This is a genomic window from Enterococcus sp. 3G1_DIV0629, assembly GCF_002141285.1.
In the GTDB taxonomy this organism is placed as follows: Bacteria; Bacillota; Bacilli; order Lactobacillales; family Enterococcaceae; genus Enterococcus_B; species Enterococcus_B lactis.
The window spans coordinates 694,142-708,726 of the sequence record NZ_NGLI01000001.1 but is presented as its reverse complement, the minus strand read 5'-3'; the positions used below and the strand labels follow the sequence as shown (position 1 = coordinate 708,726).

The window sequence follows — 14,585 nt, the reverse complement described above, 5'->3', positions numbered from 1 at the left end:
TCTTAATGAAAACAAAAAAAATCCCGCAACCCCTGATTTCACAGGATTTACGGGATTTTTTGATTAGTCTTTGTTCAAGTCGCGAAGCAATTCATCGATATGGTTGCCATAGACAACTGATTCATCTAATTCAAAGGACAATTCAGGTGTTTTGTAAATACTTAGATTGTGCCCTAGCTCTCGACGAATCAATCCTGATGCTTTATCCAATCCTTCTTGTGCTTTTTTCTTTTCAGAAGCTAAATCAGAAAGGATACTGTAATAGATTGTTGCTTGTTGAAGATCGCCTGTTACGTGTACATCAGTGATCGTTACATCTTGCACACGAGGATCTCTTACTTTTTTACGTAGGATCGCATTGACTTCTTTTAAGATTTCTTGACCAACTCGACGGTCGCGATAATTTGCCATATCGAGGAACCTCCTTTAGATATTAGTCTTTTTTGATTTCTTCCATAACGAATCCTTCAATTACGTCATCTACTTTGATGTCATTGAATTTTTCAATCATAGCACCGCATTCATAGCCCATTTTGACTTCTTTTACGTCATCTTTGAAACGTTTCAAACTTGCCAATTGGCCTTCATAGATAACGATACCGTCACGGATCACACGGACACCGCTATCTCTGCGGATATAGCCTTCTGTTACATATGCACCAGCGATCGTGCCGACTTTGGATACTTTGAATGTTTCACGTACAATCATTTGACCAGTGATTTTTTCTTCATATTCTGGGTCAAGCATTCCTTTCATCGCTGTTTCGATTTCATCAATAGCTTTGTAAATGATACGGTGTAAACGAATGTCTACTTCTTCAGCTTCTGCTTGCGCTTTTGCTTGAGGTGTAGGACGGACATTAAATCCAATGATGATCGCATTACTTGCTGCTGCAAGTGTTACGTCACTTTCATTGATTGCACCTACCGCTGAATGGACGATTTTCACACGTACGCCTTCAACTTCGATTTTTTTCAATGAGGCAGCTAATGCTTCTGCTGACCCTTGAACGTCGGCTTTGATAATGACGTTAACTTCTTTCAACTCGCCTTCTTTCAAGCTTTCAAACAAGTTGTCCAAGGTTACACGGCTGCTTGCAGCACGGTTTTCCAATAATGCACGTTTTGCGCGTTCTTCCCCCGCTGCACGTGCTGTCTTTTCGTCTTCGAAGACTACGAAACGGTCACCTGCTTGAGGTACATCATTCAAGCCAGTGATTTCTACTGGCGTTGCAGGTCCTGCTTCTTTATCGCGACGGCCAAGATCGTTTGTCATTACACGGACACGTCCGTAAGTATTACCGACAACGATTGGGTCACCAACATGAAGTGTTCCTTCTTGGACAAGTAAGGTTGACACAGGACCTTTACCTTTATCAAGACGTGCTTCGATCACAGTTCCGATTGCGCGTTGTGTTGGATCTGCTTTTAAATCTTCTACTTCTGCGACTAACAGGATCATTTCTAGCAATTCTTCGATGTTTTGGCCGAATTTCGCTGAGATCTCAACAAAGATCGTTTCTCCACCCCATGCTTCAGGAATTAACTCATACTCACTTAATTCTTGCATAACATGTTGAGGGTTTGCACCTGGTTTATCAATTTTGTTTACAGCGACGATAATTGGAACGCCTGCTGCTTTGGCATGGTTGATTGCTTCAACGGTTTGCGGCATGACACCGTCATCTGCAGCGACAACTAAAATCGTGATATCTGTGATACTTGCTCCACGTGCACGCATACTTGTAAAGGCCGCATGTCCTGGTGTATCCAAGAAAGTGATTGGTTTGCCATCAATATCAATCTGATAGGCACCGATATGCTGTGTGATTCCGCCGGCTTCGCCGCTTGTTACACGTGAATGGCGCAATGTATCCAATAAGGTTGTTTTCCCGTGGTCTACGTGTCCCATAATTGTTACTACTGGCGGACGTGAGACTAATTTGTCTGGATCAACTTCTTCTGACTCGAAGAATTTATCGATATCTGCAATATCAACTTGGACTTTTTCTTGTGGTTCCATACCATAGTCCGTGGCTAACAGTTCAATCGTATCTTTATCCAGTGCTTGGTTTTGATTGACCATGACGCCAAGCATAAATAATTTTTTAATGATTTCTGCTGGTTCACGATGAATTTTTTTCGCGATATCTGCTACGTTCATGCCTTCAGTATACTCTAATACATCTGGCAATTCACGGAATTTGCGTGGTGGTACAGCTGGCTTAGTTGATTGTTGCTGTTTGCCTTTTTTACCCTTTTTATTATAACGATTACGGTTGTTATTATTAAATTTGCCGCGATTGTTATTGTTTGGTTTGTTGTTATTGTTGGTACGGTTTTGATTGCCGCCTTGGCTCGTTCCTGGACGATTTTGACTGCTAGTATTCCCCGTATTATTTTGGTTTGTTGTTGGTTTTTTTCCTTGATTCACTTGACCGCTCCCTTGACCGCGATCTTGATAACTGCGGTTATTTTTATTTTTTTGTTGAGTATTTGTTGTTTCTTTTTTACGTTGATCGTTCGGCTGTTGATTGGCTGGTTTTCTGCTTGCTTGTTGTGCAGCTTGTTGTTTCGTGCTTGGGTTTTTGAACGCTTGTTGCAATTTCTTCTCATCACTGCTAGTAATCGCACCCATATGGTTTTTCACATCGATGCCAAGTTGTTGTGCTTTTTCCACGACGTCTTTACTAGATTTTTTGAGTTCTTTTGCTAATTCATAGATTCTTTTATTGCCCATGCAATCACCTTCCTAACCTTCAATTAGCTCCTTGGTCTTCTTCGCAAATCCGGCATCCATTATTCCGAATACCTTGCGAGGTTTTCCGATCATCTGCGTGATTTCTGCTTCAGAAAATAGCTCAAAGCAAGGAACTTCATAGTATGAACTCTTATCTTTTATCTTTTTTCTTGTATTCTCACTTGCATCTGTTGCCACAAACACCAATTTTGCTTTTTGTTTGCGGATTTCAGCTATGATCAGTTCTTCGCCCGTAATCAGTTTTCCCGCGCGCATCGCCAGACCCATGAGATTCATGGCTTTTTGCCGATTGACTGTGTTCATTTTCCAAATAACTCTTTACGTGCTTTTTGGTGAGTGACATAGTCAAGAAGTTCTTGATAAAACTCATCTGTTAAAGTTGTTTCGAGTACTCGATCGAGAATTTTTTTATCCCAAGCTTGTTGTACTTCTTCCGGCTCAAGTGAGACATACGCTCCTCGTCCAGGCATTTTTCCAGTTGGATCGATCGATACTTCCCCTTCTTTTGAACGGGTGATTCGGACCATCTCTTTTTTAGGTTTCATTTCACCTGAAACCACGGATTTGCGTAAAGGAATTTTCCTTTGTTTCATCTCTTTGCCTCCTTACTAAAGTTAAGCTTCTGGTTTTTCTTCGACCGTTTCATTATTGAACGCAATTGCTTCATACTCATCGTCTGTCAAATCTGACTGAACGATTGCTTCGTCATGCAATTCTTCTGTTTCGTTTTGTTGTTCTTGTTTTTCATAAAATTCCGCCATATCAGATTCTGATTTGATATCGATTTTATGGTTAGTCAATTTAGCAGCTAAACGTGCGTTTTGTCCACGTTTACCGATTGCTAACGATAATTGATAGTCTGGAACGACAACTGTGCAAGCTTTAGGATTTGTTTCATCAAAAATCACATCCATGACTTGTGCAGGATTCAATGCATTTGCAATGAATACAGCTGGGTCTTCATTCCATTCAACGATATCCATGTTTTCGCCTTTTAATTCATTGACGATTGCTTGGACACGTTGTCCTTTTGGTCCAACACATGTACCGACTGCGTCGATGTTCTGATCGTTTGAACGGACAGCTACTTTTGATCGATCGCCGGCTTCACGGGCAATGCTGACGATTTCAACGATTCCATCATAAACTTCTGGGACTTCTTGCTCAAATAAGCGACGCAATAGATCCGGATGGCTGCGGCTAACAAATACTTGCGGACCTTTAGATGTATTTTCTACTCGAGAAACATAGACTTTGATACGATCGTGAGGTTGGTAAAATTCGTTTGGCATTTGATCTTGTTTAGAAAGAACTGCCTCTATTTTGCCAAGGTTGACATAAATATAACGTTTATCCTGACGTTCGACGATTCCTTGCATGATGTCTTTTTCATAAGCACTGAATTCGTTATAAATGATCGTTCTTTCTGCTTCACGTACACGCTGCAAAATAACTTGTTTAGCTGTTTGCGCAGCAATCCGCCCAAAATCTTTTGGTGTGACTTCAAAACGGATCGTATCACCGATCTCATATGCTGGATTAATCAAAAGTGCATCTTTCAATGAGACTTCCAACTGTGAATCCATCACTTCTTCCGTTACTTCTTTTACTGCATAGACATGGATCTTTCCTTTTTTCTGATCAAATTCCACTTCGACATTTTGTGCTTGGCCATAGTGGCGTTTGTATGCAGAAACCAATGCTGCTTCTAAAGCATCGATCACGATTTCTTTTGAGATCCCTTTTTCAGCTTCTAAAGCGTCTAACGCATTTAACATTTCTTTACTCATTTTTTCTGATTCCTCTCCGTGATTAAAATTGGATAGCTAAGCGAGCTTTTGCAATATTTTTTCGGTCAAAAGTCAATTCTTTTTCTCGTGTTTTTATGCGTATTTTCAATGTAAGCTGTTCAGCATCAAATGATTGAAGAAATCCTTCGTATTGTTTTTCGCCATCTACTGGTTGGTATAAGGAGACATGGACATAATCGCCAAGTGCCTTTTCATAGTCGCTTTCTTTTTTCAATGGCCGCTCTGCTCCAGGGGAGGATACCTCCAGGAAATAAGCTTGAGGAATCGGATCTGGATCTGCTGCATCAAGTTTTTCGCTCAGTTTCTCACTGACAAAGGCACATTCTTCGATATCGATTCCGCCTTCTTTGTCAATAAATACTCGTAAGAACCAGCTTTTTCCTTCTTTTACAAATTCGACTTCGACAAGTTCAAAATTTTGTTCATCTAAAATCGGTGTCACCATTTCCGTGACTGTTTCAACGACGCTACTCAAAAGTTTCGCCTCCTTAAAAATTAAGTACGTAATTCCATTAAAAAGAGTGAGCGAAAAATCCGCTCACTCACAGTTAGTATCATTACCTATAAAAACTATACCATACTCTGCTTAAAATTACAAGCAGACAAGATAACAGATGCTTATAACATATCGAATAACGATAATTGGTTTTCGTCTGGTAAATCTTTCAATACACCATTATCGTTCATATATTCGATCAATGTTTTTGAAACTTTCCCGCGAGTAGCAAGATCTTCTTTAGATAAAAATGGACCATCTTTTCTTGCCTCAACGATTTGTTTTGCTACATTGGTTCCCAAACTAGGGACAGCTCTAAATGGCGCAATCAACGTATCTCCTTCGATAACAAAATTAACAGCATCCGATTTGTACAGATCGATCATCCCAAATTTGAATCCTCGTTCTAACATTTCATTGGCTAATTCTAGCACGGTCAGCTGATTTTTTTCTTTTACGGAAGCATCTAGCCCTTTGTCCGTGATTTCTTTCATTGCTTGTTTCACAGCATCTTTTCCTTTGCACATGGAAACTAGATCAAAATCATCCGCACGTACAGAAAAGTATGCACAGTAATACAAAATAGGGAAATAAACTTTAAAATAAGCAACACGAAGAGCCATCAATACATAAGCTGCAGCATGGGCTTTCGGAAACATATACTTGATCTTTGAACAAGAATCGATATACCAATCAGGCACATTATTTTCTTTCATCGCGGATAGATAGGTTTCTCTCAATTCATCAGGAATCTTGTTCCATTGCCCTTTACGAACAGTTTCCATGATCTTAAATGCCATCCCGCTGTCTAATCCAGCATGAATCAAATAAACCATGATATCATCACGACAGCCGATTACTTCCGCCAATGTCGCATCCCCACGTCGAATCAATTCTTCGGCATTTCCTAACCATACATCTGTACCATGAGATAGTCCGGATATTTGAAGTAGTTCTGCAAAAGTTGTAGGATGTGTTTCTTCTAGCATTCCTCGAACAAAACGAGTGCCGAATTCTGGAATACCTAATGTTCCTGTTTTAGAATAAATCTGTTCCTGGGTTACCCCTAGTACTTCAGGACCAGCAAATATCCGCATCACTTCCGGGTCATCTGTAGGAATCGTTTGTGGATCAATCCCTGATAAATCTTGAAGCATCCGTATAACAGTTGGGTCATCGTGTCCTAGAATATCCAATTTCAATACATTATCGTGAATTGAGTGGAAATCAAAGTGGGTCGTTTTCCATTCCGAATTTTGATCGTCTGCTGGATATTGGATCGGCGTAAAGTCGTAAACATCCATATAATCTGGAATAACGATGATCCCCCCAGGATGCTGACCAGTTGTCCGTTTGACTCCTGTTGCACCCTTTGCCAATCTGTCGACTTCTGCACTTCGAAACTGCAGATTATTGTCCCTTTCATAACCTTTTACATAGCCATATGCTGTTTTGTCGGCGACTGTACCAATCGTTCCGGCACGGTAAACATAGTCTTCACCAAACAATACTTTCGTATAGTTATGTGCTTCTGCTTGATAATCACCTGAGAAGTTCAAATCAATATCGGGCACTTTGTCTCCATGGAAACCTAAAAATGTCTCAAATGGGATATCATGACCATCTTTATTTAAGCGTGCACCACATTTTGGACATTGTTTTTCTGGCATATCAAATCCAGAACCGTACGTGCCATCTTCAAAGAACTCGGAATATTGGCACTCTGGACAGTAATAATGGGGAGCTAAAGGATTCACTTCAGTGATCCCAGTCATCGTTGCAACAAAGCTAGAGCCAACAGAGCCACGTGAACCTACTAGATAGCCATCTTCATTACTTTTATGCACAAGCTTTTGGGCGATCAGATAAATAACCGAGAAACCATTACCATTAATAGAATTCAACTCTTTTTCTAATCGTTTTTGGATAATTTCAGGTAACGGATCTCCGTACATTTGTTTTGCTTTTGTGTAACTCAATTCTGATATCTCATCTTCTGAACCTGGAATCTTCGGTGTATAAAGTTCATCTTTGACTGGAATCACTTCTTCGCAGATATCTGCGATTTTATTCGTATTATCCACTACGATCTCTTTTGCTGTTTCTTCCCCTAAAAAGTGAAAAGCGGTGAGCATCTCATCGGTTGTTCGGAAATGGACATCTGGCAAACTATGACGATTCAACGGATTCGCTCCGCCCATAGAATTGATCAAAATTTTTCGGTAAATGGCATCTTCTTCGTTGAGATAATGAACGTTGCCTGTTGCAACAACGATTTTATCCAAACTTTTTCCGATTTCTACTAAGTTTTGGATAATTTCTTCCAAATCATGTTCATTTTTTACCAATTCTTGCTCGATCAAAGGTGCATAGACCGGTTTTGGCATAACTTCAATATAATCGTAGAATTTTGCTCGGTTTCTTGCCTCTTCTACCCCTTTTTGCATCATGGCTTCGAAGATTTCTCCCTTATCACAAGCTGAGCCGATCAATAGATTTTCACGCATCTTTTTCAATTGGGAGCGTGGTATTCGCGGGACACGTTCGAAGTATTCGACATTCGACATTGAAATCAGTTTGAACAGATCTTTCAGTCCTGCCTGATTCTTTGCTAAAATCGTTACATGGAAAGGTCGGGCTCGTTTGTAAGAATCTCCTTCTCCGATATGCTCATTTAGCTGATCATGATAAAGCATGTGATGATTGTCCATTGCTTCTTTGACAAAAATCCAAGCTAAGTGACCTGTTGCTTCAGCATCATAGATTGCTCGGTGATGCTGTTCCAAGCTGACACCAAATTTTTTGGATAACACACCTAATCCGAAACGTTTGAATTGCGGATACAGATATCTGGCTAATTCTAAGGTATCAATAACTGGATTAGTTGCTTCAGGAATGCCATATCTTGCGTAGCTAGTATTCAAGAACCCCATATCAAAAGCCGCGTTGTGGGCTACCAGAATTGTATCTTTTGAAAATTCAAGAAACATCCGCAGGACTTCTTCTTCTGACTTCGATCCTCGAACCATTTCATCCGTAATACCAGTCAGATCCACCGTTGTTCGTGATAAAGGGTGTCCTGGATCGATAAATTCATCAAAGCTTTCGATCACATTTCCTTTGTACATTTTGACTGCAGCGAGCTCGATAATGGTATCGTATACCGCAGACAATCCTGTCGTTTCCACGTCAAATACGACATATGTGGCTTCGTTCAGTGCTTCATGTGCATCATTATAAGCAATAGGTACACCGTCATCTACGACATTTGCTTCCACACCGTATAAGATTTTCACGCCTGCTTTTTTTCCGGCACTATGAGCTTCTGGAAAGGCTTGTGCGCCACCATGGTCTGTAATGGCGATGGCACGGTGTCCCCATTTTCCTGCTTGTGCCACAAGATCAGAAATGCTATTCGTTGCATCCATCGTACTCATATTGCTGTGAACATGAAGTTCTACCCGTTTTTCCCCTTCAGGAGCATAATCTTTACGAGGGGTATGTTTGACTTCAACGATATCTTGGGCATTCATGACCAAATCACGGACAAACGTATCTTCCTGAATACTTCCACGTACCTTTAACCAGCTGCCGACACTGATCGCATCAAATATCTGTTCATCTTTTTCGCCATTTGAGAATTTTTTGACAATAAATGATGAAGTATAATCTGTGATTTTCAAAGTCAAGATCTTGCGTTTTGAGCGTAGTTCTCTGACTTCTTTATCGAACACATACCCTTCAAGAGTGACTCGCCGTTCTTCTTCGACGATATTGATCATTGGTGTTGTGGGCTCATCTGCTGGAATATTTCGTCCTAGTTGGATGGGTCCTTCAAGAGATGGCGACTGTTCTTTTCTTTCTTTTTTCTTTTGTTCATGAACAACTAGACTTTCAGCTGCTTGCTTCATAAAGGCTTCTGCCTGTTCTTGTTTACGTTCTTCAAAAAGTTTCAATACACGTTCCGCTTGCTGCTCATCCACTTCTGGTTCGATACGAAATTTTGGGAATCCGTAACTGACGAACAACTCTTCTACTAATGGTAAGTATTGCTGTTTCAAATATGAAATAGCCCCTGTACTGTCGATTGGCAAGATAACTTTACGATCTTTTATCACAGGTACTTGCGTTTTTAATACTTGCTGTGCTAGTGGTGTATCGCATTGCTGATTTTCCAAAGCTTGGGCCCAGTAATCTTGCAAGAGCTGTTCATCGAATGTCTGGTCATCTGCTAAGATGTTCAATTTGACTTGTGCAATCTCTTTAAAAGCGACAGTCAGATGCTGAGCCAATGACCGATACAGCATAATAGGCAAAATTTTAGAAAAATGCAGCGTAAATTCCCATAAACGCGATTTACGATGGACCACTACACTATCCATTTCACCAGCAGTAAGCAGTGGATGATTTTTTTCTGCTTCCTCTAGTTGGATTTGTTCCAACAGTTTTTCAAATAAATCTCGTTTTTCTGACAAAGATATACGCCCTTTCTGATGAGAAACTATGCAATTGATTACATCGTATCCTCTTCTTTTTCAGTACCTTTTAGTATACTCGTTTTTTCTGAGTTTTACATTAAAAAATTGGAACTGTGATTCACATCACAGTTCCAATTTTAAAAGCGAAACATCAGGTTGTCAAAAACAGCTGATTCAGCTGTTTTACTTTTCTGTGTTTTAACGCTTATTATTCGCCTTGGTTCAAGAGGATTGGTAAAGTATTCGCCAATTCTTCTTTACGTACTTCAACCATTTCGCCAGTTTTCTTGATTTTCACTTCTACGATTCCATCCACTGCTTTTTTACCGACAGTAATTCTGATTGGACAGCCAATCAAATCAGAATCTGCGAATTTCACTCCTGCGCGTTCATTTCTGTCATCAACCAGTACTTCATAACCAGCTTTTGTCATCGCTTCTTCTAGTTCATTCGTCAAGTTTGTTTGGTATTCGTCTTTTAGATTCATTTGGACGATATGCAGATCAAATGGCGCAATTCCTTTTGGCCAATTGATTCCTTGTTCATCTGAATGTTGTTCTACGATTGCTGATAATAACCGGCTCACACCGATACCATAACAGCCCATAATCACAAATTTTTCCCGTCCGTTTTCGTCTAGAACGGTTGCTCCCATAGATTCACTGTAACGAGTGCCAATTTTGAAGATATGTCCGATTTCGATTCCTCGAGTAAAGGCAAGAACACCGTTGTTGTCTGGTGAAGGATCTCCTTCTTGTACAAAACGAAGATCTTCATAAGAAAGCACAGTGAAATCGCGTTCTGGATTCACATTTTTATAGTGGAATCCTGTTTCGTTCGCTCCAGTAATGGCATTCGCTAAATCTTGGACATAACGGTCTGCATATACTTTTACGTCATCTGAAACACCGATTGGTCCGACAGAACCAAACTCAGCACCTAGATATTTTTGTGCTTCTTCTTCCGTCGCTTCTTCTAAAAAGTCAGCAGATAAATAGTTTTTCAGTTTTACGTCATTGACTTCATGGTCTCCGCGTACCAAAACAAGGACAGGTTGTTCATCCGCAATGAACAATACAGACTTGATGATTTTTTGAGGTTCAACAGAAAAGAAATCTGCTACTTCATCAATTGATTTTACGTTAGGTGTAGCTACTTTCTCTAACTCAAGCTGTGTTTCATGCGATTTTTTTGATACATAGTAGCTTGTAGCCATCTCCAAGTTTGCAGCATAGTCACTTTCAGTCGAATAACAGATCGTATCCTCCCCAATCTCTGAGATTGCCATGAATTCCTTTGAGTCTTTCCCGCCCATTGCGCCACCGTCTCCGATGATTGAACGAAATTCCAAACCGCAACGCTTGAAAACTTCGGTATAGGCTTTTTCATAATCTTTATATGTTTCGTCTAAACTTTCTTCCGTTGCATGGAAAGAATACGCATCTTTCATGATAAACTCACGTCCGCGAAGCAAACCAAAGCGAGGACGTTTTTCGTCACGATACTTAGGTTGGATTTGATAAAGATTCAAAGGTAGTTTCTTATACGAATTGATTTCATTACGCATCAAATCAGTGAAAGTTTCTTCGTGAGTTGGTCCAAGAATCATTTTTCGATCATTACGGTCCTTGAAACGATACAAGTTTGGGCCATATGTTTCGTAACGTCCTGACTCTTCCCAAAGTTCTGCTGGCAAGATAGCAGGCATCAGCATCTCTACCGCACCGATTTTTTCAAATTCTTCCCGCATGATACGTTTCAGCTTTTCTAATACACGATTTGCTAATGGCAGATAAGAATAGATACCCGCTGATACTTGACGGATATATCCAGCTCTTAGCAAGATTTGATGACTTAATACTTCTGCATCATTTGGAACTTCACGTAATGTTGGAATCAACATTTTTGATTGTCTCATTCTATATACTCCTTTATTTCCTCAAAATAGTTATCGTTTGTTATTATACCCTATTTGTCAACTTTTTCTAGAAAAAGAATCGTTGAATATCGTTCCATGTAACTAGCACCATCAACAACATCAAAAATCCAAAGCCAGCTAATGTCAATATTCCTTCTTTTTCTTGACTTAATGGTTTCCCACGAATCCCTTCAAAAATATTCAAGACTAATTTTCCACCATCTAAGGCAGGGATTGGAAGCAGATTGACGATTCCAAGGTTCATTGAAAGAAGCGCCATCAAACCAATAACAGTTGTTACACCTTGGTTTGCTGCTTCTGAAGACAATTGGTACATCATAACAGGTCCGCCTAATTTATCTAAACTAAAACCTGTAAACAGTGATCCTAAGGCTTTGAAAATTTCCAATGAACCGCTAAAAGCTTGACGTGTTCCGCCGATGATCTTATCCATAAAACCTGTATTCATTGGGGCTTGTATGCCAAGTTGGCCAACTTTTTCGCCATTTGACTCTACAGATTTCGGTGTCACGTCGACAGATTGCATCTTACCTTCTCGTTCGATCTCAAAATCTAATGTTTTACCTGGATTTTTCGTGATGACTGTTGTCAAATCGTTCCAAGAGTGGATTTCTTTACCGTTCACACTAACTACCTTATCATTTTCTTTTAAGCCTGCTTCTGCCGCAGCACCATTAGGGATAATCTCTCCTACACGATTAGTATTTGTCACTTGAACACCGCCTTGCATGAATGCAAGAATAATGAATAACACGATTGCCAAGATAAAGTTATTCATCGGACCGGCAAAATTGGTCAGCATACGCTGCCACAGTTTAGCCGATTGGAACTGTACATCTTTTGGTGCAATTCTGATTTCTGTTCCGTCGGTTTCAATAATCGTCGCATCGTGATCAACAGGATAGGTCACTACTTCTGTTTCATCCCCATTCACATAACCAGTGATAGTCAGCTCATCTTCTAAATCATAACGGCTCAATTCCATTGGGATAGCATTTGTCAATTGGATTTTCTTACTTAAATTTATCTTCTCTACGATGCCGTCAGAATTTAGTAAAAGAGAAAGAGGCATACCTGGTGCCATTTCTGTTTCATCATCCCCATTGCCTGCCATTCGAACATAACCGCCAATAGGTAATAGGCGAAGCGTATATGTTGTCCCGTCTTTTGCTTGATGCCCATAAATCTTCGGACCCATACCGATAGCAAATTCGCGAACGAGGATTCCTGATCGTTTCGCAAAGAAGAAATGACCAAACTCATGAACAATCACTAATATACCAAAAACAATGATAAATGTTAGTATCGTTTTCATAGCTTTTTTCTCCTTTACTTGTTTTTTGTGTGTTTTTTTAAACAACGTTAAAACACTATAATTTTACCATAGTATACCTAAGACACCAATAGTATCAATAAAATGAGAAACAAAAACCTGCGTCTTTTATGAAAATCACAAAGAAACGCAGGTATACTTACTAAATAATGCCAAATAAATGCATGATAGGGAATACAAACAGCAAGCTATCGAAACGGTCTAAGATTCCTCCGTGGCCCGGTAAGATATTTCCTGAGTCTTTCACATCATAATGGCGTTTGATTGCTGATTCGACCAAATCGCCAAATTGTCCGACTGCCGAAAAAATAATCGTCATCAGAAGCATGACAAACATACCATGATTGAATAGTTCTTTTGCTGGATACAACAATAGATAAAGAAATGCGACTACAACAGCACTTCCAATCCCGCCTAGCGCGCCTTCAATCGTTTTGTTCGGTGAAATATCCGGACTTAACTTGTGTTGTCCATAACGACGGCCAACCATATAAGCACCAATATCAGTTGCCCAAACGATAAACAGACCAAAAATCAAAACAGCTAAACTTTCTGTTCGTGCATTGACGAAATTCTGGAAGCCTATTCCTACATACAAACTGACAAGCACTGGGAAACCCGCTTCATCAATCGTATACGTATTTTTAGAAATAACTGACGTCCCCAACAGGATCATAACGATAAGATAAAATAGCATAAATGTACTGACGTTCTCTGGAAGAAAGAAGAACCATCTTTCTTTTGGCAAGACAAGGAGCACTGCACCAATAGCGGATAAAACTCCTTCAAAACTTAGGAGGGTCAATCCTTTCATCCGGAAAAGCTCATAAACTCCTACCACAGCTAAGACTGCTGCGGTAAGCTCAACCGCTATGCCCCCAATCCATATAATCGGAATAAACAAGACAAGCGCCACGGCTGCTGTGATTACACGTTGTTTCATGACTGATCCCCTTTCTCATTTTCTGTTTTTTTTACACCGCCGAATCGACGATCTCGATTTTGATAAGAGGCAATTGCTTCTTCAAAATGTGCACCGTCAAAATCAGGCCAAAGTGCTTTTGTAAAATACAATTCACTATATGCAATCTGCCATAACAGAAAATTACTGATCCGCTCTTCTCCGCTTGTACGGATCATCAACTCAGGATCTTGTAATTCTTTGGGCAAGAAACCTGTCATTAGATGGTTGGCAATCAATTCATCATCGATTTCTTCTGCCTGTATTTCTCCCTTTGCTACTTCTTCAGCAATGTTTTGGACTGCAGTCACGATTTCTGCTCTGCTTCCGTAATTCAAAGCAAAGTTTAACACCATTCCGGTATTGTCTTTTGTTTGCTCAATTGCACGTTTTACAGCGTCTTGCGTATGTTCTGGTAACACGTTCTCATACCCCATGACATGGACTTTGACGTTTTCTTTGATCAATTCTGGTACGAACGTATCAAAAAAGTCGACAGGTAGTTGCATGAGAAAACTTACTTCATCTTTTGGACGCTTCCAGTTTTCAGTTGAAAAAGCATAAAGCGTCAATACTTTCACTCCAAGCCTTGATGCTTTCTTTGTGACTTTCTTTACTGTTTCCATACCTTCTTTATGGCCAGCGACTCTGGGCAAACGCCGGTTTTGCGCCCAACGACCATTGCCGTCCATGATGATGGCAACGTGTTGAGGAATTGGTCCATCGACATTAAATTGAAATTCGCTTTTTTCTTGAATATATTTGTTTTTTTGCGGAAAAAAACGTAACATTCTTTTTCCTCCTAT

Annotated in this window: 11 protein-coding genes; all 11 read right to left on the bottom strand. The window is 40.0% G+C overall.

Translation table 11 applies throughout. The features are described 5' to 3' along the window. Positions 1 to 63: 63 nt before the first annotated feature. The gene (rbfA, locus tag A5816_RS03670; RefSeq protein WP_002308906.1) at positions 64 to 411 is read right to left on the bottom strand and encodes a 30S ribosome-binding factor RbfA; all 348 of its coding nucleotides are present in this window, start codon (positions 409 to 411) and stop codon (positions 64 to 66) included. 22 nt (positions 412 to 433) lie between these two features. Continuing rightward, complete coding sequence (infB, locus tag A5816_RS03665) at positions 434 to 2,740, bottom strand: translation initiation factor IF-2 (protein WP_086310739.1); 2,307 nt, start codon at positions 2,738 to 2,740, stop codon at positions 434 to 436. Positions 2,741 to 2,752: 12 nt separating this feature from the next. After that, a complete protein-coding gene (locus A5816_RS03660) occupies positions 2,753 to 3,064 on the bottom strand; it encodes a YlxQ-related RNA-binding protein (protein WP_086310738.1) in 312 nt (103 codons plus the stop codon). Further along, a complete protein-coding gene (gene rnpM, locus A5816_RS03655; RefSeq protein ID WP_002288501.1) occupies positions 3,061 to 3,354 on the bottom strand; it encodes an RNase P modulator RnpM in 294 nt (97 codons plus the stop codon). The genes A5816_RS03660 and rnpM overlap by 4 nt, the downstream gene beginning before the upstream one ends. A 21-nt stretch (positions 3,355 to 3,375) precedes the next feature. Beyond that, positions 3,376 to 4,551: a transcription termination factor NusA gene (gene nusA, locus A5816_RS03650; protein ID WP_002308903.1), complete on the bottom strand. Its 1,176-nt coding sequence runs from the start codon at positions 4,549 to 4,551 to the stop codon at positions 3,376 to 3,378. Between the two features lie 22 nt (positions 4,552 to 4,573). Then, entirely contained in the window at positions 4,574 to 5,047 is a 474-nt protein-coding gene (rimP, locus tag A5816_RS03645; RefSeq protein ID WP_002288499.1) for a ribosome maturation factor RimP, read from the bottom strand. A 143-nt stretch (positions 5,048 to 5,190) separates the two neighbouring features. Then, on the bottom strand, positions 5,191 to 9,543 hold the full coding sequence (locus tag A5816_RS03640) for a PolC-type DNA polymerase III (RefSeq protein WP_086310737.1): 4,353 nt from the start codon (positions 9,541 to 9,543) through the stop codon (positions 5,191 to 5,193). Between the two features lie 211 nt (positions 9,544 to 9,754). Next, positions 9,755 to 11,464: a proline--tRNA ligase gene (locus tag A5816_RS03635; protein WP_002314809.1), complete on the bottom strand. Its 1,710-nt coding sequence runs from the start codon at positions 11,462 to 11,464 to the stop codon at positions 9,755 to 9,757. A gap of 67 nt (positions 11,465 to 11,531) precedes the next feature. Further along, positions 11,532 to 12,800, bottom strand: a complete 1,269-nt coding sequence (gene rseP / locus A5816_RS03630; RefSeq protein ID WP_086310736.1) for an RIP metalloprotease RseP — start codon at positions 12,798 to 12,800, stop codon at positions 11,532 to 11,534. A 160-nt stretch (positions 12,801 to 12,960) separates the two neighbouring features. Then, the gene (locus A5816_RS03625) at positions 12,961 to 13,761 is read right to left on the bottom strand and encodes a phosphatidate cytidylyltransferase (RefSeq protein WP_002308898.1); all 801 of its coding nucleotides are present in this window, start codon (positions 13,759 to 13,761) and stop codon (positions 12,961 to 12,963) included. Continuing rightward, entirely contained in the window at positions 13,758 to 14,570 is an 813-nt protein-coding gene (locus tag A5816_RS03620; protein WP_086310735.1) for an isoprenyl transferase, read from the bottom strand. The genes A5816_RS03625 and A5816_RS03620 overlap by 4 nt, the downstream gene beginning before the upstream one ends. Positions 14,571 to 14,585: the final 15 nt, after the last annotated feature.